At 68.5% G+C, this 18512-nt stretch carries 20 protein-coding genes; 11 read left to right on the forward strand and 9 right to left on the reverse strand.

Annotation, left to right across the window (positions count from 1 at the left end; translation table 11 throughout):
- Together EZ313_RS09060 and EZ313_RS09065 are read left to right on the forward strand one after the other, a co-directional pair.
- Positions 1–1110, forward strand: a complete 1110-nt coding sequence (locus EZ313_RS09060; RefSeq protein ID WP_135262839.1) for an alkene reductase — start codon at positions 1–3, stop codon at positions 1108–1110.
- Between the two features lie 70 nt (positions 1111–1180).
- The gene (locus EZ313_RS09065; RefSeq protein WP_135262840.1) at positions 1181–2053 is read left to right on the forward strand and encodes a pirin family protein; all 873 of its coding nucleotides are present in this window, start codon (positions 1181–1183) and stop codon (positions 2051–2053) included.
- Positions 2054–2068: 15 nt separating this feature from the next.
- Here EZ313_RS09065 and EZ313_RS09070 read toward each other — a convergent pair whose 3' ends face one another.
- Entirely contained in the window at positions 2069–2413 is a 345-nt protein-coding gene (locus EZ313_RS09070; RefSeq protein ID WP_135262841.1) for a hypothetical protein, read from the reverse strand.
- A 252-nt stretch (positions 2414–2665) separates the two neighbouring features.
- Here EZ313_RS09070 and EZ313_RS09075 point away from each other — a divergent pair, with 252 nt between their 5' ends.
- Entirely contained in the window at positions 2666–3163 is a 498-nt protein-coding gene (locus EZ313_RS09075) for a Spy/CpxP family protein refolding chaperone (RefSeq protein ID WP_135262842.1), read from the forward strand.
- Between the two features lie 68 nt (positions 3164–3231).
- Here EZ313_RS09075 and EZ313_RS09080 read toward each other — a convergent pair whose 3' ends face one another.
- Positions 3232–3732: a hypothetical protein gene (locus EZ313_RS09080; protein ID WP_135262843.1), complete on the reverse strand. Its 501-nt coding sequence runs from the start codon at positions 3730–3732 to the stop codon at positions 3232–3234.
- Positions 3733–3909: 177 nt separating this feature from the next.
- Complete coding sequence (locus EZ313_RS09085) at positions 3910–4473, reverse strand: acyloxyacyl hydrolase (protein ID WP_135262844.1); 564 nt, start codon at positions 4471–4473, stop codon at positions 3910–3912.
- A 182-nt stretch (positions 4474–4655) separates the two neighbouring features.
- Between EZ313_RS09085 and EZ313_RS09090 the strand changes: the two genes are divergently transcribed.
- The 6 genes from EZ313_RS09090 to EZ313_RS09115 are packed head-to-tail and all read left to right on the forward strand — an operon-like array spanning position 4656 to position 10855.
- A complete protein-coding gene (locus EZ313_RS09090) occupies positions 4656–5423 on the forward strand; it encodes an endonuclease/exonuclease/phosphatase family protein (RefSeq protein ID WP_135262845.1) in 768 nt (255 codons plus the stop codon).
- A 12-nt stretch (positions 5424–5435) separates the two neighbouring features.
- On the forward strand, positions 5436–6686 hold the full coding sequence (gene clsB / locus EZ313_RS09095; RefSeq protein WP_135262846.1) for a cardiolipin synthase ClsB: 1251 nt from the start codon (positions 5436–5438) through the stop codon (positions 6684–6686).
- Complete coding sequence (locus EZ313_RS09100) at positions 6683–7696, forward strand: lysylphosphatidylglycerol synthase domain-containing protein (RefSeq protein ID WP_135262847.1); 1014 nt, start codon at positions 6683–6685, stop codon at positions 7694–7696. Before clsB ends, EZ313_RS09100 begins: the two co-directional genes overlap by 4 nt.
- A 13-nt stretch (positions 7697–7709) precedes the next feature.
- Positions 7710–8117, forward strand: a complete 408-nt coding sequence (locus EZ313_RS09105) for a polyhydroxyalkanoate granule-associated phasin (protein ID WP_135262848.1) — start codon at positions 7710–7712, stop codon at positions 8115–8117.
- Between the two features lie 18 nt (positions 8118–8135).
- Entirely contained in the window at positions 8136–9386 is a 1251-nt protein-coding gene (locus EZ313_RS09110) for a putative DNA modification/repair radical SAM protein (protein ID WP_135262849.1), read from the forward strand.
- A 20-nt stretch (positions 9387–9406) separates the two neighbouring features.
- The gene (locus EZ313_RS09115; RefSeq protein ID WP_135262850.1) at positions 9407–10855 is read left to right on the forward strand and encodes a UdgX family uracil-DNA binding protein; all 1449 of its coding nucleotides are present in this window, start codon (positions 9407–9409) and stop codon (positions 10853–10855) included.
- Here the strand turns inward: EZ313_RS09115 and EZ313_RS09120 are convergent, their stop codons facing one another.
- Positions 10856–11353, reverse strand: coding sequence for a hypothetical protein (locus EZ313_RS09120; RefSeq protein WP_135262851.1), 498 nt, complete (start codon positions 11351–11353; stop codon positions 10856–10858).
- Between the two features lie 216 nt (positions 11354–11569).
- Between EZ313_RS09120 and EZ313_RS09125 the strand changes: the two genes are divergently transcribed.
- Entirely contained in the window at positions 11570–12037 is a 468-nt protein-coding gene (locus EZ313_RS09125; RefSeq protein ID WP_135262852.1) for an SRPBCC family protein, read from the forward strand.
- A gap of 18 nt (positions 12038–12055) precedes the next feature.
- Here EZ313_RS09125 and EZ313_RS09130 read toward each other — a convergent pair whose 3' ends face one another.
- Both EZ313_RS09130 and EZ313_RS09135 read right to left on the reverse strand, forming a co-directional pair.
- A complete protein-coding gene (locus tag EZ313_RS09130; RefSeq protein ID WP_338106301.1) occupies positions 12056–12382 on the reverse strand; it encodes a hypothetical protein in 327 nt (108 codons plus the stop codon).
- Positions 12382–13251, reverse strand: coding sequence for an SDR family NAD(P)-dependent oxidoreductase (locus tag EZ313_RS09135; RefSeq protein WP_135262853.1), 870 nt, complete (start codon positions 13249–13251; stop codon positions 12382–12384). Before EZ313_RS09135 ends, EZ313_RS09130 begins: the two co-directional genes overlap by 1 nt.
- Positions 13252–13461: 210 nt before the next feature.
- Between EZ313_RS09135 and EZ313_RS09140 the strand changes: the two genes are divergently transcribed.
- Positions 13462–13767, forward strand: a complete 306-nt coding sequence (locus tag EZ313_RS09140; protein ID WP_135262854.1) for a DUF3072 domain-containing protein — start codon at positions 13462–13464, stop codon at positions 13765–13767.
- 85 nt (positions 13768–13852) lie between these two features.
- On the opposite strand, the gene EZ313_RS09145 is transcribed toward EZ313_RS09140, so the two are convergent.
- From EZ313_RS09145 to gyrB, 3 genes are all read right to left on the reverse strand, one after another.
- The gene (locus tag EZ313_RS09145; RefSeq protein WP_135262855.1) at positions 13853–14434 is read right to left on the reverse strand and encodes an NnrU family protein; all 582 of its coding nucleotides are present in this window, start codon (positions 14432–14434) and stop codon (positions 13853–13855) included.
- A gap of 88 nt (positions 14435–14522) precedes the next feature.
- Complete coding sequence (locus EZ313_RS09150; protein ID WP_135262856.1) at positions 14523–15716, reverse strand: arabinose transporter; 1194 nt, start codon at positions 15714–15716, stop codon at positions 14523–14525.
- A 168-nt stretch (positions 15717–15884) separates the two neighbouring features.
- On the reverse strand, positions 15885–18509 hold the full coding sequence (gene gyrB / locus EZ313_RS09155; protein WP_135262857.1) for a DNA topoisomerase (ATP-hydrolyzing) subunit B: 2625 nt from the start codon (positions 18507–18509) through the stop codon (positions 15885–15887).
- Between the last annotated feature and the right edge of the window lie 3 nt (positions 18510–18512).

An 18512-nucleotide genomic window follows, 5' to 3' on the forward strand; every position in this document is an offset into this window, starting at 1 on the left:
ATGTCCACTCCCAACCTCTTCGAGCCGGTCCGCGCGGGCGACCTGTCCCTGCGCAACCGCGTCGTCATGGCGCCGCTCACGCGCAACCGCGCGCCGGGCGCCGTCCCCACGCCGCTGATGGCGCAGTACTACGCACAGCGCGCCAGCGCCGGCCTGCTGGTCACCGAGGCCACCGCCATCAGCCACCAGGGCCAGGGCTATGCCGACGTGCCCGGGCTGTACTCGCCGCAGCAGCTGCAAGGCTGGCGCCGCATCACCGATGGCGTGCATGCCGCGGGTGGCCGCATCGTCGTGCAGCTGTGGCATGTCGGGCGCATCTCGCACAACGCGCTGCAGCCTGGCGGGCAACCGCCGGTGGCGCCCTCGGCGATCACGGCCAACGCGAAGACGTACCTGATCCGCGATGGCGTCGGCGGCTTCGTCGAGACCTCGCCGCCGCGCGCTCTCAGGACCGAGGAGCTCCCCGGCATCGCCCTGGACTACCGGCGCGCCGCGCGCGATGCGGTCCGCGTCGCCGGCTTCGACGGCGTGGAAGTGCACGCGGCCAACGGCTACCTGCTGGACCAGTTCCTCAAGCGCGGCGCCAACCAGCGCACCGACGCGTACGGCGGCTCGATCGAGAACCGCGCGCGGCTCCTGATGGAAGTGACGCGTGCGATCGCCGGCGAGATCGGCGGCGGCCTGACGGGCATCCGCCTCTCGCCCGTCACGACCGCGAACGACATCCATGATCCGGAGCCGCAGCCACTGTTCGAACACGTCCTGCGCGAACTCGCGCCGCTCGGCCTCGCCTACGTCCACGTCATCGAAGGCGCCACCGGCGGCGCCCGCGAGTTGCCGGAGCGGCCCTTCGATTACGAGGCGCTGCGCCGCATCTACCGCGAAGCCGGCGGCCGCGCCGCCTGGATGGTGAACAACGGCTACGACGCCGTGTTGGCCCAGCAGGCGCTTGCCGGCGGCGCCGACCTGGTGGCGTTCGGCCGTCCGTACATCGCCAATCCCGACCTGGTGGAGCGCCTACGCGCGGGTGCGCCGCTGGCGAAAGCGGACAAGACGACGTTCTACGGCGGCGGCGAACGCGGCTACACGGATTACCCGGCACTGGCCTGAGCCGAGTCCAGCCCGAAGCGGCGAAACAGCGTCGGCGCCAAGGGCAAGCGGCACGGGCTGTAATCGCGGCATGGATACTCCCGTGCAATCTCCCCGCCGCGTCGAGCGCGTGCTCACCGGCGTCGCCACCTCCGACGGCGCCGGCGTCAAGCTCACGCGCCTGCTCACGCAAGACCTGCAGCAGCGGCTCGATCCCTTCCTGATGCTGGACAACTTCGCCAGCGACGACCCGGACGACTACGGAGCGGGCTTTCCGAACCACCCGCACCGCGGCTTCGAGACCGTGACTTACATGATCAGCGGCCGCATGCGGCATCGGGACAGCGCCGGCCACGAAGGCCTGCTGCAGAACGGCGGCGTGCAGTGGATGACTGCGGGCCGCGGCCTGATCCACAGCGAGATGCCGGAGCAGGAAGAAGGCGTGATGGAAGGCTTCCAGCTGTGGCTGAACCTCCCCGGCCGCGACAAGATGCGCGAGCCCTGGTACCGCGACATCCAGAGCGCGGAGATCCCGGAAGTGCAGACACCCGAGGGCGTGACGGCGCGCGTGATCGCCGGCGAGAGCCACGGGGTCAAAGGCAGCGTGCAGCGCGAAACGACGCAGCCCCTGTACCTGGACCTGCATTTCGGCGCCACCGGCCAGCGCTTCGAGCAGCCGCTGCCCGCGCAGCACAACGCGTTCGTGTGCGTGTACCGCGGGAGCGTGGAAGTGGTGGGCGGTGACGGCGCCGCCACGGCCGTCGCGCGTGGGCGCATGGCCATCCTGGCGAATGATGGCGACGGCGTGGTGCTGCGTTCAGCGGGCAACGAACCCGCGCGGGCGCTCCTGATCGCGGGCAACCCGCTGCGCGAGCCGATCGCGCAGTACGGCCCGTTCGTGATGAACACGCGCCAGCAGCTCCTCGAAGCGGTCGAGGACTTCAACAACGGCCGGCTGGCCTAGTGTCGGGACAGGACACTAGTCCTGCGGCAGCTGCGAGGCGTCGGCCTCGCGCACGTCGTTCCAGCTGCGCGCGCGCTCGATGACGCGCGACACGTTCCGGCCGATCGTGGAGGTGATGCCGGTGCGTTCGGCGGATGCGTCGAACGCATTCCCGCGCTGCGCGCGCACGCGCGAGTTTTCCAGCAGCACGGCGCCGGAACTGTCGCGCTCCTCCGCCGGCAGCGGTTGCGCGTCGCTCAGGACCCGGCCGGGCTCCGGCTCCGGTGGGGCGTTGTCGGGCACGGCCTGGGCGTTAGCGCTGGCGGCCATCGCGCCGGCCAGCAGGAGCACCGCCCAAGACCGCGCAGGATGGACTCTCATGGCGTCTCCTGGGGTGGGTCGATGAGTCCATCATGGAGCCGGCGCCGCATGCGTCTGTGGTTGCAAGACCGCTCATGGCGTAGGACAGGCCTCACGGCCCCGACGCGCCTGAGCGCGCAATCGTGACAAGCTTCGCGCCCGCCTTTACACAGCCTCTACCTACCGCGAACGGCGGGCTTACATCGGCCGCGCAGACTTCGCTCCAACCTGCGCTGCAATGGCGGCCGGGCTGAACCGAAAGGATGGAACCCGATGAAACTGCATGTCCGCAAGCACCTCCTGACCTGTGCCCTGCTGGCCGGCTTGGGCGTCGTGGCGCAAGCCCAGACGCCGCCCCCCGCGGACGCGGCCTCCGGCCCGTCGGCGGAGCGCCACCACCGGCACCACGCGAAGCACGACCCCGCCAAGCGCGCCGAGCGGATCGACAAGCGGCTGGGCGAGCTCAGGCAGAAGCTGCAGGTCACGCCCAACCAGGAAGCGGCCTGGACCAGCTTCGCCAACGCGATGCAACCGCCGGCCCAGCGCCAGCGGATGGATCGTGAAGCGCTGGCCCGCATGAACACGCCGGACCGCATCGACCACATGCGTGCGCTGCGCGACCAGCGCAACGCCGAGATGGACCGCCGTGCGGAAGCGACCAAATCTTTCTATGGGCAACTCAACGCCGAGCAGAAGAAGACCTTCGATGACGAAACCTCGCGGCTGATGCGCTTCGGTCGCGGCATGGGGCGTCATCACCACCACGGCTGAGCGCCGCTGCAATGAAAAAGCCTGCCGGCTCACGCCGTGCAGGCTTTTTTCATGTCGACGTGGATGCCTTAACGGCGATACGCAGGATCCTCAGGGTTGGCATTCGGGCGGCCGCCGATCATCGTGCTGGCCTCGCCCGCCTGCTGCGGCACCCGCTGCACCTCCAGCACCGGCGGCGTGATCACGCGGGAGCCGTCCGGGTTGGCGTTGTGGGTCGCCATGTTCGGCACCCCATTGGTCATGGTGCTGGCCTCGCCCGCCTTGGTGGGCACATTGCTCGTCACCGTGGAGCTGTGATGCGGAATCTCGCGGCCCGCGCCCATCACGTGCGTCGAGGTGGCGCCCTGCGAGCTCGTGGCGCTCTGGACGGGGGCGCCCGACGCGCTGGTCACCGGGGCAGCCGCGCCCGGGGCATTGGAGGTGGCCATGTTCGGCTGGCCCCTCGTCTGCGTGCTGGCCTCGCCCGCCTTCACGGGCACGTCGCTGGTGGCACTGGCGGTCTGGGCCCAGGCGCCGCCCGCCATCAGGCCGGCCAGCAGCAGGGAAACGGTGGTCTTGGCTTTGTTCATGGTGAATGTCCTTGGGAAGTTGGAACAACCGGATCGCCCTTTCGGGACGTGGTGATCCAACCTTAGGAGCCGGACCGTGGACGACGTGCCGGACGTGCGAGACGGCTCCTGTAGGACCGGTCGCGTTGGCGCCGCGCGACGGAACCTGAGCGCTAAGTCGTCCTCAGGCGGACCCGCCTAGAACGCGGCGGCGTAACGCAACATCACAAGGTTGAGTCCGGGATTGGGCTTCTTCAGCCCGCCGTTCGAGGTGTGCTGCAGGCGCAGGCTGACTTCGTGCCGAGCCTGTTCGCCGAAGCTGCGCCCGAAGGCCAGGTTGTCGCTGAAGTTCCAGTTGGTGCTGAACGTCTTGTCGCGCGTGTCGAAGCGCTTGTTCGTCACGGACACGCCGATGCCGCCTTCCAGGAACCAGGGCGAGCGCCCATCGCCGAAGCGGTAGCGCAGCACAGGCACCAGCCCCAGCTGCTGGAAGTTCTCGCGGCCGCCTGCCGCGGCGCGTGCGCGCCAGAGCGCGACGAACAGTTCCGTCTGCACGCTGAGCTCACCGCCCAGGGCATTCGCACGCCACGCCCACGGCCATTGCACGCCGACCGCCGCGGCTTGCACGCGGTCCTCGCCGACACCGCCCTGCACGAAAAAGGATGAGGGTTGCCAGCCCTGCGCGCGGGCCGGTGATGCGAGGCCGCCGGTCACCACGGCCGCGAGGCACACGCAACGGAGCAGTTCGTTTCTACGCTTCATCGTGTTCTTTTTCGTACGGATGGATGCCGAGTTGATTCTGTGACATCCAGCCGCTGCCGTGGGGTGCGCGCGCAGTCGCACGCTTGCTCGCAAACGTGGCGACTGCCTTCCCTGCCTGCCGTCCTACAGCCCATGGTTGAGCGCGTCGGTACAAAACCCATTCGGGAAGAGAACACCTCCGTATGACAGACACCACGGCCGGCGCCGCACCCCTGACGGTGATGACGGTCAACATCCACAAGGGCTTCACGTCGTTCAACCGCCGCTTCATCCTGCCGGAGCTGCGGGATGCGGTGCGCAAGGTCGGCGCGGACGTGGTCTTCCTGCAGGAGGTGCTGGGCACGCACGAGGACCACGCCAAGAAGGTCAACGGCTGGCCCGAGGCGCCGCACTACGAGTTCCTGGCCGACAGCATCTGGCCGCACTACGGCTACGGCAAGAACGTGGTGGCGCCCAAGAGCCACCACGGCAACGCCATCATGTCCAAGTTCCCGATCGTGCATTACCAGAACCACGACGTGTCGCTGCCCGGCCCGGAAAAGCGCGGCCTGCTGCACTGCGTGCTTCGCGTGCCCGGGCGGCCGCTGGACGTCCACGCCATCTGCGTGCACCTGGGACTGGCCGAGTCGCACCGCCTTCAGCAGCTGGACCTGCTGTGCGAGATGGTTCGCAGCGAAGTGCCGGACAACTCGCCCCTGGTCGTCGCCGGCGACTTCAATGACTGGCGTGGCAAGGCCAACGGCGTGCTGGAGCGCGAGATCGGCCTGCGCGAGGTGTTCGTGAACGCTTACGGCGAGCCGGCCAAGACCTTCCCATCGCGATTCCCTCTGCTGCCGCTGGACCGCATCTATGTGCGCAACGCCTCGGTGCATCTTCCCGTGGTGCTGCCGCGCAGGCCCTGGTCGCACCTCTCCGACCATGCGCCGCTGGTCGCCGAAATCCACCTGTGAACAGGATGCTGCATGCCTTCCCGCTGGTACGACGGTAACCACTTCACCTTGCTCGAGAACGGCGAGGAGTTCTTCCCGCGCGTATTCGCCTGCATCGCCAACGCTCGCAAGGAAGTGGTGATCGAGACGTTCATCCTGTTCGAGGACAAGGTGGGCTTGCAGCTGCACGAGGTGCTGGTGGCCGCCGCGCGACGCGGCGTGCAGGTGGACATGACGATCGACGGCTGGGGCTCCCCCGACCTGTCGCCCGCGTTCATCTCCACGCTGTGCGAAGCCGGCGTGCGGCTGCACGTGTTCGATCCCGGGCCGCGCCCCTTCGGCCTGCGGCCCAAGGTGCTGCGCCGCATGCACCGCAAGATCGTGGTGGTCGACGGCGAGACCGCGTTCATGGGCGGCATCAACTATTCGGCGGACCACCTTGCGGACTACGGGCCCGAGGCCAAGCAGGATTGGTCGGTGGAGATGCGCGGACCGATCGTGGCCGAGATCCACCGCTTCGCCCACGCGGCGCTGGCTTCCGGTTCGCGCCACAGCCCCATGCGGCGCTGGTGGCGCGCGCGCCGCGAGGCGCGTTCCTCGCCCGAGCAGCTGCCGCGCGCCGGCACTGCGCGCGCGATGCTGATCACGCGCGACAACAGGTTCCACACCACGGACATCGAGAAGCACTACCGGATCGCCTTCCGCGCGGCGCGCAAGCGCATCGTGATCGCCAACGCCTACTTCTTCCCCGGCTACCGCCTCATCCGCGACCTGCGCCGCGCGGCGCGCCGCGGCGTGGACGTCACGCTGATCCTGCAGGGCACGCCCGACATGGCCATCGTGAAGGTGGGCGCCAGCGCGCTCTACAGCTACCTCGCCAGGGCCGGCGTGCGCATCTTCGAGTATTGCGACCGGCCGCTGCACGGCAAGGTGGCCGTCATCGACGACGAGTGGGCCACCGTGGGCTCGAGCAACCTGGACCCGCTGAGTCTGCAGCTCAACCTCGAGGCCAATGTCGTCATCCGCGACCGCGCGTTCAACCAGACGCTGCACAGCCGGCTCGAGCGCCTGATGCGCGAAAGCTGCAAGGAGATCGTGTACGAAGAGCTGGAGAACGCCGGCGGCTTCGTGCACGTGCTGCGCAGCTTCATCGCCTTCCACCTGGTGCGGCTCTATCCGGCGCTCATCTCCTGGCTGCCGCGCCACCGGCCCAGGCTCGCCCCGGCCATGCCCGAAGAGCTGCAGCCCGCCTGCGCGGTCGGCAACAAGGAGCAAGCCGGATGAACACGCACTCGGCCCACCCGCGCGAGTTCGCGCACGCGCACCGGGCGCCGCCCAGGGCGAGGAAGAAGTCGCGCCTGGCGGAGAAGCCCTGGTGGCCGTGGGTCAAGCGCGTGCTGACCTTCGCGTTCTTCGCGCTGGTGGCCTGGTACAGCATCCGCTACGCGCGCAACGTCGACTGGGGCGAGGTGTGGCGCACCATCCTCGAGACGCCGCGCAACGTGCTGCTGATGGCCGCCGGCGGCGCCGTGGCGAGCTACGCGATCTACTGCAGCTTCGACCTGCTCGGCCGCCACTACACCGGCCACAAGCTGCGACCGTTCAAGGTGTGGCAGGTCAACTTCATCAGCTACGCCTTCAACCTCAACATGGGTTCGCTGGTTGGGAGCGTGGCCTTCCGGTATCGCCTTTACGGCCGCTTGGGCCTGGACGTCGCGACGATCACGCGGATCATGACCCTGAGCATCCTGACGAACTGGCTGGGCTACTTCCTGCTGGGCGGTGCGGTGTTCGCAATCGCGCCGCTGGAGCTGCCCCCCGACTGGAAACTCGACAGCGGGGGCCTGCGCTGGCTGGGCTTCGCGATGCTGGCGGTGGGCTTCGCGTACCTGCTGGCCTGCTTCTTCGCCAAGCAGCGCAGCACGAAGATCCGCGGCCACGAACTGCTGCTGCCGCCGCCGAAGATGGCGCTGGTGCAGGTGGCGATGGCAGTGCCCAACTGGATGATCATGGGCGGCATCCTGTTCATCCTGCTGCAGGGTAAGGCCGACTACCCCACGGTGCTCAGCGTGCTGCTGGTGGGCGCGGTCGCCGGTGTGATCACCCATGTGCCGGCAGGCCTGGGCGTGCTCGAGGCGGTGTTCATCGCCCTGCTCTCCCATCGCGTGCCCGAAGGCCAGCTCCTTGCTGCGCTGCTGACCTACCGCGCGCTCTACTACATCGCCCCGCTGCTCATCGCGGCGGCTGTCTACCTGCTGGTCGAGGCGCGCGTGCGCAAGACCGCGCCTGCCTGAAAACGAGATTCCCATGGCCCGACCTGCGTTTCCCCCTTGGCTGCCCTGGACGCAGCTCGCGCTGCAGGCCGGCGAAATGCTGATGGCCAGCAGCGTGGTGATCCCGGTGCGGCTCGGCCGCATGGCCGTCGCCGGGCCGAAGCCCAGCCCGCGCGACCAGCGCGAGTTCGCGCGCATGGGACCGGAAAAACTGCAGGCCGGCATGGAGTCGTTTTTCGCCGTCGGCGTGGCGCTGCAGCAGATGCAATGGAAATTGCTGGCCCAGATGTGGCAGCCCTGGACCCACTTCGGCCAGCACGCGCATGGCGCACCGTGGGCGCAACTCGCAGGCACCGCGCTGACACCGATCCACCGCGCGGCGACCGCCAATGCCCGGCGGCTCACTCGGATAAAGGCCCGCACCCGCAAGGCGCGCCGCTGAAGACTGTACATTCATCCAGTGGAACTCAAAACCAAGCTCGCCCTGCTCGCGGATGCCGCGAAATACGACGCGTCCTGCGCGTCCAGCGGCGGGCGCGCGCGCGATTCCGTGGACGGCACGGGCCTGGGCTCCAACGACGGCACCGGCATCTGCCACAGCTTCACGCCGGATGGGCGCTGCGTCTCGCTGCTCAAGGTCCTGCTGACCAACTACTGCCAGTTCGACTGCCTCTACTGCGTCAACCGTGCCAGCAGCAACGTGCAGCGCGCACGCTTCACGGTCGATGAGGTGGTGCACCTCACGCTGGACTTCTACCGCCGCAACTGCATCGAAGGCCTGTTCCTCTCCAGCGGCATCATCCGCAGCCCCGACTACACGATGGAGCAGGTGGTGGAGGTCGCTCGCCGGCTGCGCGAGGAACACGACTTCCGCGGCTACATCCACCTCAAGACCATCCCCGAGGCCGCGCCCGAGCTGCTGGCCCGCGCGGGGCTGTACGCCGACCGGCTGTCGATCAACATCGAGCTGCCCACGGTCAGCAGCCTGCAGTCGCTGGCACCGGAGAAGGACGCGGCGGCCATCAAGCGCTCGATGGCGCGGCTGCGTGTGCACATCGACGATGCGCGGCAAGCCAGGCAAGACCATGAGGCCAGGCCGATCACCGTCTTCCGCGGCGCCAGGCCCAAGCGCGCCGAAGCCCCGAACTTTGCGGCGGCCGGCCAGAGCACGCAGATGATCGTCGGGGCCGATGCGACGGACGACGCGACGATCCTGGCCACCAGCGCGCAGCTGTACGCGGCCTACGACCTCAAGCGCGTCTACTACTCGGCCTTCAGCCCGATCCCGCATGCCGCATCGGCGCTGCCGCTGAAGGCGCCGCCGCTGGTGCGCGAGCACCGCCTCTACCAGGCCGACTGGCTGATGCGCCACTACGGCTTCGAGGCGCGCGAGATCGCGCCCCCCGGCGGCATGCTGTCTCTGGAGGCCGACCCCAAGCTGGCCTGGGCGCACGCGAATCCACAGAGCTTTCCCGTCGACCTCAACCGCGCGCCGCGCGAGTTGCTGCTGCGCGTGCCGGGCCTCGGCGTGAAGGCGGTCGATCGCCTGATCGCGGCGCGCCGCATCCGCCGGCTGCGCGCGGACGACCTGAAGCGGCTGCACGTGCCCACGCACAAGGTGCTGCCCTTCGTCGAGCTGGCCGACCACAAACCGCGCGGGTCCTTGCCCACGGTGCATGAACCTTTGCGCGAGCAGGGCGTGCTGTTCTGACCGGACCGGAGTTGCCCACCATGCCGCGCCTCGCAAGCGAGATCGACCTGGCGGGCTTTCGCGATGAAGCGCGCGAGCTGCTCGCGCACCAGGTGCCGCCGCACGAAGTGCATTGGGAGACGGTGCACACGCTCGGCGACGACCTGTTCGCAGATCCCGTGCAGGGCTCCGACCAGCGCTCTCGCAGCATTCCCAAGGCCGCCACCGCGATCGTGCCGGCTTCCTTCCTGCGGCTGTGCGAAGTCGTCGTGCTGCACAGCGATCCGCAGCGCTTCGCGTTGCTCTACCGCCTGCTGTGGCGGCTGGTGCACGAGCCCACGCTGCGCAACGACCCGCTCGACGCGGACATGATCCACGCGCAGCAGATGGCGCAGGCGGTGCGGCGCGACATGCACAAGATGAAGGCCTTCCTGCGCTTCCGCCCGGTGCCCGACGAGGACCACCCCGGCGAGATGCTGCACGTGGCCTGGTTCGAGCCTTCGCACCACATCGTGGAAGCCGTGGCGCCCTGGTTCTCCCGCCGCTTCACCAACATGCGCTGGGCCATCCTCACGCCCGAGCGCTCGGTGCGCTGGGACGGCCGGCAGCTGCAGTTCGGGCCGGGTGGCCGACGGCAGGACGCGCCCGCCGCGGACGCCGGCGAAGAGCTCTGGCTCACCTATTACGAGAGCATCTTCAATCCCGCGCGGCTGAAGTTGCGCCAGATGCAAAAGGAGATGCCCCGCAAGTACTGGGACAACCTGCCCGAGGCGCAACGCATCGGCGAGCTCTCGTCGCAGGCGCAGGAAAGGAGCGCGGCCATGATCGATCGTCCGGCTGAACCGGCCCAGCGCCGCATCCCGCGCCCGGTGGCGGTGGAACCCGAAGACACCCTGGCGCGTGACGGCATCGGCTCGCTCGACCACCTCAAGGCCGCCACCATGCGCTGCCGCGAGTGCCCGATCGGCGAGTTCGCCACGCAATCGGTGGTCGGCGAAGGCCGGCTGAAGGCGCCGCTGATGTTCGTGGGCGAGCAGCCGGGCGACCAGGAAGACCTGCAGGGCCATCCGTTCGTCGGCCCCGCCGGCAAGCTGCTGGACCGCGCACTCGAAGCGCTGGGCATCCCGCGCGACATCGTGTTCGTCTCGAATGCGGTCAAGCATTTCAAGTTCGAGTTGCGCGGCAAGCGGCGCATCCACAAGAGTCCGACTCAGCGCGAAGCCGCCGCCTGCCTGCACTGGCTGGAAGACGAGATCGCGCTGGTTCAGCCGAAGGCGCTGGTCGCGCTCGGCGCCACGGCGGCGCGCTCGCTGATGGGCCATGCAGTGTCGGTGACCGCCGAGCGAGGCAAATGGCTCGAGCGCGCCGATGGCCGCAAGGTGCTGATCACCCTGCACCCTTCGGCGCTGCTGCGCGTACTGCCGGACGAAAGGGAAGCCGCGTTCGACGCCTTCGTCGCGGACCTGAAGAAGGCGAAGAAGGTGCTCTGATCAGCTGTCGACGCCGCTCACGCCACGGCGCGCGCGCTCGATCGACCGCTTGCCGGCGCGCTTGGCCTTGCCGGCGCTCTCGCCCTGTTGCTGGACGCCGTGGTCGTCGCGGTCGCGCTTGATCACGTCACCGCGGTCGCGTTGAGGCCGAAGCTCGCCGTCGCCGACCGCGCGGTCCAGGCCGGGATCGCGCGGGATCGGGCCGGGCTCACGAGGGATCACCGGGCCGGTGACGGGAGCACCTGAGTTCACGTCCGCCTGGCGGCGCGCGCCGAAGCCGGAGCCGGGATCTTCGGGGCTCTGCGGGCCCAGTCCGCCCTGCGGCGGGCCCGACATGACGCCCAGGCCCGATTGCGCACCCGCCATCGCGGGCCGTCCCTGGAACGCAGCCGACGAGCCGGCGCTTTGCCCATACACATTGCCGACCGTGAACAGCGCCACGGCCACGATGGCGGCCGCGATGATCCAGAACCATGCGGTGGGTTGCATCCTTCTCATGATCGGCTCCTGCGGCAGGCAGACCTGCTGCCCCCGCAGTGTCGTGCCTCGAACGCGACCGCGTCAGCCGTCAAGCGCGCGAGCCGCTGTAGGACGCCTCCGCCCCAGCGGTCAATAGCCCTCGTTCGGCCTGCATGGCCGATCGTCCCCGGCCCTACATTCTGCGGCGAACCTCGCCGTCTTGACCCCACGCGCACCCGGCGCGATAACGGCCCGATGGTCACTTCCACCATCGTTCGCGTGCAACGCGCCTTCGCCTGCACGGCCGAGGCGGTCTACGACGCCTGGCTGGATCCGCACCTCGCGCGGCGGTTCTGGTTCGCCACGCCGCCTAGCGGCGAGATCGTCCGCTGCGACATCGAGCCGGGGGTGAACGGCCGCTTCACCATCGTCGACCGGCGTCCGACGGAGGCGGACCCGGAGAGCCACATCGAGGTGGAACACACGGGCCGCTTCCTGCAGCTGGACCGGCCGCGCCGCATCGCCTTCCGCTTCGGGCTGCCGCAGTTCCAGTCGCACGAGACGGCCGTGATCATCGACATCGAACCGCAGGGCGACGGCTGCGAGCTCACGCTGCGCCACGACCTCGGCATCGCCGACGACGAGACGCTCGGGATGCTCGAGCGCATGGAACAGGGCTGGACGACGATCCTCGCCAACCTGGAGCAGGCGCTCAAGGGCTGAGCGCCTGCAGGCGGGAAGCTAGCCCCCGCCGCGCGGCGTGCGCCCCGCGCCGCCACCGCCCTTGCGGGCCGTCACCTGGTTGTGCGAGCCGGCCAGGTTCTCGCGGTCGTGGCGGCTCTCGGGCGTGCGCTGGCCTTCGTTGACCTGCGTCGCTTCCTTGTCGCCGAGCTTGTTGTGGTCGTTCACCACCTTGCCGCTGCCCGGCTGCTGGTGGTCCGCGGGGTTCCCCTTGGCCTGGCCCTTCATCGCCCTGGCGCCCTGCTCGGCGGCGCTGCCCTTCATCATCTTCTCTGGGTGCTTGTCGCGGCTCTGTTCCTTCTGCAGGAACTCTTGCTTCTTGCTCATCATCGCTTTCCTTCCTTGCTGTCCTTGCCCTTGCCCGCGCCGATCGGATGGACCTCTTCGCGCTCGGGATGGTTGTGCCTGGCCTTGCCGGGTTCGGCCAGCTTGCGGTGCGTCTCGGCCACGGCCTGCGCCGGCAGCACCTTGGCCGCCAGCACCTGAAGCCTGGACTTCCAGCCGGCCACGACGTCGGCCTCGCCCTTGAGCATCGCGTCGAAGCCCACGCGCGCGACCATCGCCGGATCGTCCTTCTTCATGTCGGCGCCCACCTTCGTCTCCAGCAGGTCGGCGCGCTCGAAGAACTCCGTGTCGGTCGGCCCGGGCATCAGCAGGCTCACCGAGACGTTGGTGTCCTTCAGCTCGTTGCGAAGCGCTTGCGTGAACGAGTCGATGAAGGCCTTGCTGCCGTTGTAGACGGCGTGGAAGCTCCCCGGCTGGAACCCCGCGATCGAGCCGGTGACCAGGATGCGTCCGCGTCCGCGCGCCACCATGCCGCGCGCCACCTGCTGGATCAGGTAGATCGTGCCCGTGACGTTGGTGTCGATCACGTGCTGGATCGCGTGGAAGTCCTGGTCCAGGAAGCGGCCGCCCAGACCGTGGCCCGCGTTGGCCATCAGCGCATCGACCTCGCGGCCCTGCAGCTCGTTGATCAAGTCGTCCACGCCCTGGCGGCTGGCCAGCTCGGCCTGCACCGCGTGCACCTCCTGCGCGCCGGCGCTCTTGAAGTCCGCGACGGCCTGCTCGAGCGGCCGGTCCGCCGCCACCACGAGGTCGTAGCCGTGCTGTGCCGCGAGCATGGCCAGGTGGTAGCCGATGCCCGAGGAAGCGCCGGTCACCACGGCCAGGGGCCGCGGCGCCCTGGTTTCGTCCATGGAAGTTCTCCGTTCTTGTCTTTCGCGAACGATTCTGGGAGCCGGGTTTCGCGCCACGTGTCGGACGAGGGCGGGGCCGCGTACTGGCGTGTGACGCGCTGCAAGCGCTCGCAACAGCCCCAGCCGCGGGCGAATTGTCGAAACAGGCCTACAGCATCCGGGCGCGGAGCGGCGGACACTGTGGTTATCGACAGTACAGGAGTGCATGCCATGACGGACAAGCGAACCCAATCCATGGCCGAGCAAAGCAACATGGAAAAGGACCCGAAGGACTGGGTCACCGGCGACGAGCCGATGACCGGCGCGCAGCGGTCCTACCTCAAGACCCTGTGCGAGGAAGCGAAGCAGCCGTTCGACGAGAACCTGAGCAAGGCCGATGCGTCACGGCGCATCGATGAACTGCAGGCGATCACCGGGCGCGGGCAGCATGGACAGCAGCGCGGCGACGAGCGCGGAGACGGCGACCAGCAGGATGGCCGCGCGACGGCGGCGGTGGAGACGGTGGTCTCGCGCTAAATCGTTGCTTTCCCCGCTTTCCTCCCTCTCCCGCTCGCGGGAGAGGGCCGGGGTGAGGGCTTTTCGGTGAGGGCGCCTCTCTCCCTCAGACCCCAAACGGCCTCACCCCAATCAACATCCCGTGCAGATACGCGGCGAACACCGCGTACGCCACCACCCCGACCACGACAGCAATCGCTGTCCCCTTCCCCGTCTCCGCCGCGTACTGCACATTCCCCGCCCGATCGCGCCGCCGCGCCGCGCGGAAGCTGAACACCGCCCACACCAGGAACGCGCCGAACAGCACCACGTCGGCCAGCGTGCCGTTGGACAGCAGGTGCGCGAAGGCCCAGACCTTCACGCTCAGCACCATCGGGTGGTGCAGCTTCGCCTTGATCGCGTTGCGCGGCACGTAGGTCGCGACGAGCAGTACGAAGGAGAACAGCATCAGCAGCGCGGCCAGGTGGTTCATGCCGCGCGGCGGCGTCCACAGCTGCACCGGGTTCTGCCGGGCGAGGCCGTAGCCCCAGATGATGAGGATGAAGCCGATGATGGAGACGACCGAGTACAGGCCCTTGTAGGCCTTGTCGCCTTTGGTGCCGATCGTTCTTTGCCGCCAGCCCTCGGCGACGATGCGCGTGGAATGCGCGCCGAGGAACAGGACCAGGCCAAGCAGCAGGATCAGCATCGATCTACCTCATGAAGTTGCGCAGCGGATTGTGCTCCGGCGCGGTGGAGCCTGGTAGCCGTCTTCAATCGACGGCACCGTCAATGGCTTACCGCCGCACCATCCAGATCGCCAGCGCCATCGAGACCAGCGCTCCCAGCGCGCCGGCCAGGTACACCGACGCAAGGCCCGCATGCAGCGCGAGCCATCCGCCCAGCGGACCGGAAGCCGCCATCGAGAGGTCCTGGAACACCACGTACCCGCTCATCGCCGCCCCTCGGCTTTGGGGTGGCGTGCGTCGCACCGCTTCGACGCCGAAGCCCTGAAAGGCCAGCGCGTAGCCCCCGCCCGTCAGCGCCGCGCCGACGCAGGCCAGCACCTCGGTCGGCGCGCCCCAGATCAGCAGCAGCCCCACCGCCTCCACCGCCACGCACCATGCGCCGACACGCGCGCCACCGAGCTGGTCCGGCAAGTGCCCCACCAGCAGCCGCGCCACGATGAAGCCCCCGCCAAGGCTGGTGAACGCCAGCGAGGCACTGCCCCACCCCCGCTCCACCCACAGCAGCGCGACGAACGCGTGGATCACCGCATAGCCGAAGGACGAGAGCGTCAGCGCCAGGCCCGGCAGCTTGACCAAGCCGACCACCTGGTGGAACGGCTTGCGCTCGGCCCGCATCGGCGCCACGCCGCGAATGGGAAGCGCGACCGCCAGCGCGAGCAGCGGCACCAGCACCGTCGCCCACGCGATGCCTGCAAAGCCGAAGCGCGCATACGCCCACCCGCCTGCCGGCGCGCCGGCCGCATACGCGCCGAACAGCGCCATGCCAATCCAGCCGATCACCTTGCCCGCATGCTCCGGCCCCAGCCGCGCGACACCCCAGGCCAGGGCGGCCGTGATGATGAACGGCTCCGCGATTCCGGTGAGCAGGCGGGCGGCGATCAGAATGCCGAGGGAGACAGAGGGCCGGTCATCGACGAAGCCCAGCGAGAGTAAGTACGTCGCGCCCACGCAGCACACCCCCAGCAAGCCGAGCGGCGCCGCGGCCTTTGGCCCGCGTACGTCCGTTACGTTCCCCGACCACTGCCGGCCCGCCACGATGGACGCAACGAATTGCGCCCCCATGACGATGCCGACCATGACCGTGCCCTGCCCCAGCGTGTCGTGCACATGGCGCGGGACGACGGGAAGCGCCATGCCCATGGCGAAGAAGCCGGTGAAGACGGCTGCCATGAGGGGGAGTAGGGGGAGGAAGGCGGAGAAGAGGGAGGAGCCTGTGGGCTCTGAAGGACGATAACGTGGCATCAGTGAACAGCACGGCAAAGCTGAAGAACTGCCGAACCAACGCTAGACGTGAGCATCACGCGCGGGTGACAAGCGCCGATGTGAAGCTCGCCCCGTGCTGCCCGTTAGGTTCTTGTGTGCGGTCAGGCAACGCTTGTCCACAACACGAACAAGCTCGCCTCCTTTCAGTCAAACGTCAATATTCGCCGCCCTCAACGCATTGCTCTCAATGAAGTCCCTCCGCGGCTCCACCTCATCCCCCATCAGCATCGTGAACACCTTGTCCGCCTCGATCGCATCCTCGATCTGCACCCTCAACAGGCGCCGGACATTCGGGTCCATGGTGGTCTCCCACAACTGCTCGGGATTCATCTCGCCCAGCCCCTTGTAGCGCTGGCGCGAGGTGGAACGCTCGGCTTCCGAAATGAGCCAGCGCATGGCCTGGCGGAAGTCGCCGGCTTTTTCTTCCCTGGCTCGCTCGCCTTCGCCGCGGATCACCCTGGCGCCGTCGTGCAGCAGGCCGCGGAAGGTGTCGGCGGCTTCGGCCAGGGCCTTGTAGTCGGCGCCGTGGACGAAGTCCTGCGTGATCACGCTGGACTTCACGTTGCCGTGGTGGCGGCGGCTGATGCGCAGGATGGGCTTGTCGGTGCGGGCGTCGAATTCGCCGGCCACTTCGGCAGGGGCTGCGTTGGTGGCGCGGTCGATCTCCTGCAGCTTGGCCTGCAGGGCGATGGCGCTGGCCTCGGCTTCGGGCACGGTGTCCAGGTTCAGGCGCACGCCGTCGGCGATGGCGCGTAGCGCTTCGGCGTCCATGAAGTTGGCCAGGCGGTTGATCACCTGCTCGGCCACCTGGTGCTTGCGCGCCAGTTCGGCCAGCGTGTCGCCGGTGATCGTGGTCGGGTTGTCGCCGCCGGTGTTGACGCTCGCGCCGTTGAGCGCGATGCGCAGCAGGAAGCCATCGAGCTCGGTCCCGTCCTTGAGGTACAGCTCCTCCTTGCCGGCCTTGACCTTGTACAGCGGCGGCTGCGCGATGTAGATGTGGCCGCGCTCCACCAACTCGGGCATCTGGCGGTAGAAGAACGTGAGCAGCAGCGTGCGGATGTGGGCGCCGTCCACGTCCGCGTCCGTCATGATGATGATGCGGTGGTAGCGCAGCTTGGCCACGTTGAAGTCGTCGGAGTCGCTCTTGCCGTTGGCTGCGCCGCCGTTGGCGCTGCCGGCCTTGCCGATGCCGGTGCCCAGCGCGGTGATCAGCGTCAGGATTTCGTTGCTGGTCAGCAGCTTCTCGTAGCGCGCTTTTTCCACGTTCAGGATCTTGCCGCGCAGCGGCAGGATGGCCTGGAACTTCCGGTCGCGGCCCTGCTTGGCGCTGCCGCCGGCCGAGTCGCCCTCCACGATGTAGATCTCGCACAGGGCCGGGTCTTTCTCCTGGCAGTCGGCCAGCTTGCCGGGCAGGCCCATGCCGTCGAGCACGCCCTTGCGGCGCGTCATCTCGCGGGCCTTGCGTGCGGCTTCCCGGGCGCGCGCGGCTTCGATGATCTTGCCGACGATCGTCCTGGCGTCGTTGGGCCTCTCCTGCAGGTAGTCGGAGAGCTTGCTGGCCACCACGTCCTCGACGGGGCCGCGCACTTCGCTGGAGACCAGCTTGTCCTTGGTCTGGCTGGAGAACTTGGGCTCGGGCACCTTCACGCTCAGTACGCAGGTGAGGCCTTCGCGCATGTCGTCGCCGGTGATCTCCACCTTGGCCTTCTTGGCCAGCTCGTTCTCTTCGATGTACTTGTTGATGACACGCGTCATCGCCGCGCGCAGGCCGGTGAGGTGGGTGCCGCCGTCACGCTGCGGGATGTTGTTGGTGAAGCACAGGACCTGCTCGTTGTAGCCGCTGTTCCACTGCATGGCCACTTCCACGCCGATGGTGGTGCCCTGGTCGCTGTTCTTCTCGCCCACCGAGTGGAAGGCGTTGGGGTGCAGGACCTGCTTGCCCTTGTTGATGAAGTCGACGAAGCCCTTCACGCCGCCGGTGCCGGAGAAGTCGTCGCTCTTGCCCGAACGCTCGTCGACCAGCTTGATGTTGACGCCGTTGTTCAGGAAGGAGAGCTCGCGCAGCCGCTTGGACAGGATCTCGTAGTGGAAGTCGCTGTTCTCCTTGAAGATCTCCGCATCGGGCAGGAAGTGCACCTCGGTGCCGCGCTTGTCGGTGTCGCCCAGGATCTGCATCGGCCGCACCACCGCGCGCTGGCCGCCGGGGCCGGTCTGCTCCGCCACTTCGCCGCTTTGCACCACGAAGCCCTTGCTGAACTCCAGCGTGTGGACCTTGCCGTCACGCCGAACCGTCAGGCGCAGCATGACGGACAGCGCGTTCACGCAGCTCACGCCCACGCCGTGGAGGCCGCCCGAGACCTTGTAGCTGTTCTGGTTGAACTTGCCGCCGGCGTGCAGCTCGGTCAGCGCGATCTCGGCGGCCGAGCGCTTGGGCTCGTGCTTGTCGTCCCACTTGATGCCGGTGGGGATGCCGCGGCCGTTGTCCACCACGCTGATGGAGTTGTCGGTGTGGATGGTCACGACGATGTCGTCGCAGTGGCCGGCCAGGGCCTCGTCGATGGAGTTGTCCACCACCTCGAACACCAGGTGGTGCAGGCCGGTGCCGTCGGACGTGTCGCCGATGTACATGCCCGGTCGCTTGCGCACCGCCTCCAGGCCTTCCAGGATCTGGATGGAGCTGGCGCCGTAGCCGTCGGAGGCACCCGGCTGGTTGGTGTCGATGCGGTTCGGCGTGGGTTCGCCGCCGGGGGTCGGGGGGTTCGTATCGGACATACA

It is taken from the genome of Ramlibacter henchirensis (genome assembly GCF_004682015.1).
Lineage (GTDB): Bacteria > Pseudomonadota > Gammaproteobacteria > Burkholderiales > Burkholderiaceae_C > Ramlibacter > Ramlibacter henchirensis.

Coding starts and splice junctions, on each gene's coding strand:
- EZ313_RS09060 (WP_135262839.1), top strand. CDS start 1: ATGTCCACTCCCAACCTCTTCGAGCCGGTCCGCGCGGGCGACCTGTCC.
- EZ313_RS09065 (WP_135262840.1), top strand. CDS start 1,181: ATGGATACTCCCGTGCAATCTCCCCGCCGCGTCGAGCGCGTGCTCACC.
- EZ313_RS09070 (WP_135262841.1), bottom strand. CDS start 2,413: ATGAGAGTCCATCCTGCGCGGTCTTGGGCGGTGCTCCTGCTGGCCGGC.
- EZ313_RS09075 (WP_135262842.1), top strand. CDS start 2,666: ATGAAACTGCATGTCCGCAAGCACCTCCTGACCTGTGCCCTGCTGGCC.
- EZ313_RS09080 (WP_135262843.1), bottom strand. CDS start 3,732: ATGAACAAAGCCAAGACCACCGTTTCCCTGCTGCTGGCCGGCCTGATG.
- EZ313_RS09085 (WP_135262844.1), bottom strand. CDS start 4,473: ATGAAGCGTAGAAACGAACTGCTCCGTTGCGTGTGCCTCGCGGCCGTG.
- EZ313_RS09090 (WP_135262845.1), top strand. CDS start 4,656: ATGACAGACACCACGGCCGGCGCCGCACCCCTGACGGTGATGACGGTC.
- clsB (WP_135262846.1), top strand. CDS start 5,436: ATGCCTTCCCGCTGGTACGACGGTAACCACTTCACCTTGCTCGAGAAC.
- EZ313_RS09100 (WP_135262847.1), top strand. CDS start 6,683: ATGAACACGCACTCGGCCCACCCGCGCGAGTTCGCGCACGCGCACCGG.
- EZ313_RS09105 (WP_135262848.1), top strand. CDS start 7,710: ATGGCCCGACCTGCGTTTCCCCCTTGGCTGCCCTGGACGCAGCTCGCG.
- EZ313_RS09115 (WP_135262850.1), top strand. CDS start 9,407: ATGCCGCGCCTCGCAAGCGAGATCGACCTGGCGGGCTTTCGCGATGAA.
- EZ313_RS09120 (WP_135262851.1), bottom strand. CDS start 11,353: ATGAGAAGGATGCAACCCACCGCATGGTTCTGGATCATCGCGGCCGCC.
- EZ313_RS09125 (WP_135262852.1), top strand. CDS start 11,570: ATGGTCACTTCCACCATCGTTCGCGTGCAACGCGCCTTCGCCTGCACG.
- EZ313_RS09130 (WP_338106301.1), bottom strand. CDS start 12,382: ATGAGCAAGAAGCAAGAGTTCCTGCAGAAGGAACAGAGCCGCGACAAG.
- EZ313_RS09135 (WP_135262853.1), bottom strand. CDS start 13,251: ATGGACGAAACCAGGGCGCCGCGGCCCCTGGCCGTGGTGACCGGCGCT.
- EZ313_RS09140 (WP_135262854.1), top strand. CDS start 13,462: ATGACGGACAAGCGAACCCAATCCATGGCCGAGCAAAGCAACATGGAA.
- EZ313_RS09145 (WP_135262855.1), bottom strand. CDS start 14,434: ATGCTGATCCTGCTGCTTGGCCTGGTCCTGTTCCTCGGCGCGCATTCC.
- EZ313_RS09150 (WP_135262856.1), bottom strand. CDS start 15,716: ATGCCACGTTATCGTCCTTCAGAGCCCACAGGCTCCTCCCTCTTCTCC.
- gyrB (WP_135262857.1), bottom strand. CDS start 18,509: ATGTCCGATACGAACCCCCCGACCCCCGGCGGCGAACCCACGCCGAAC.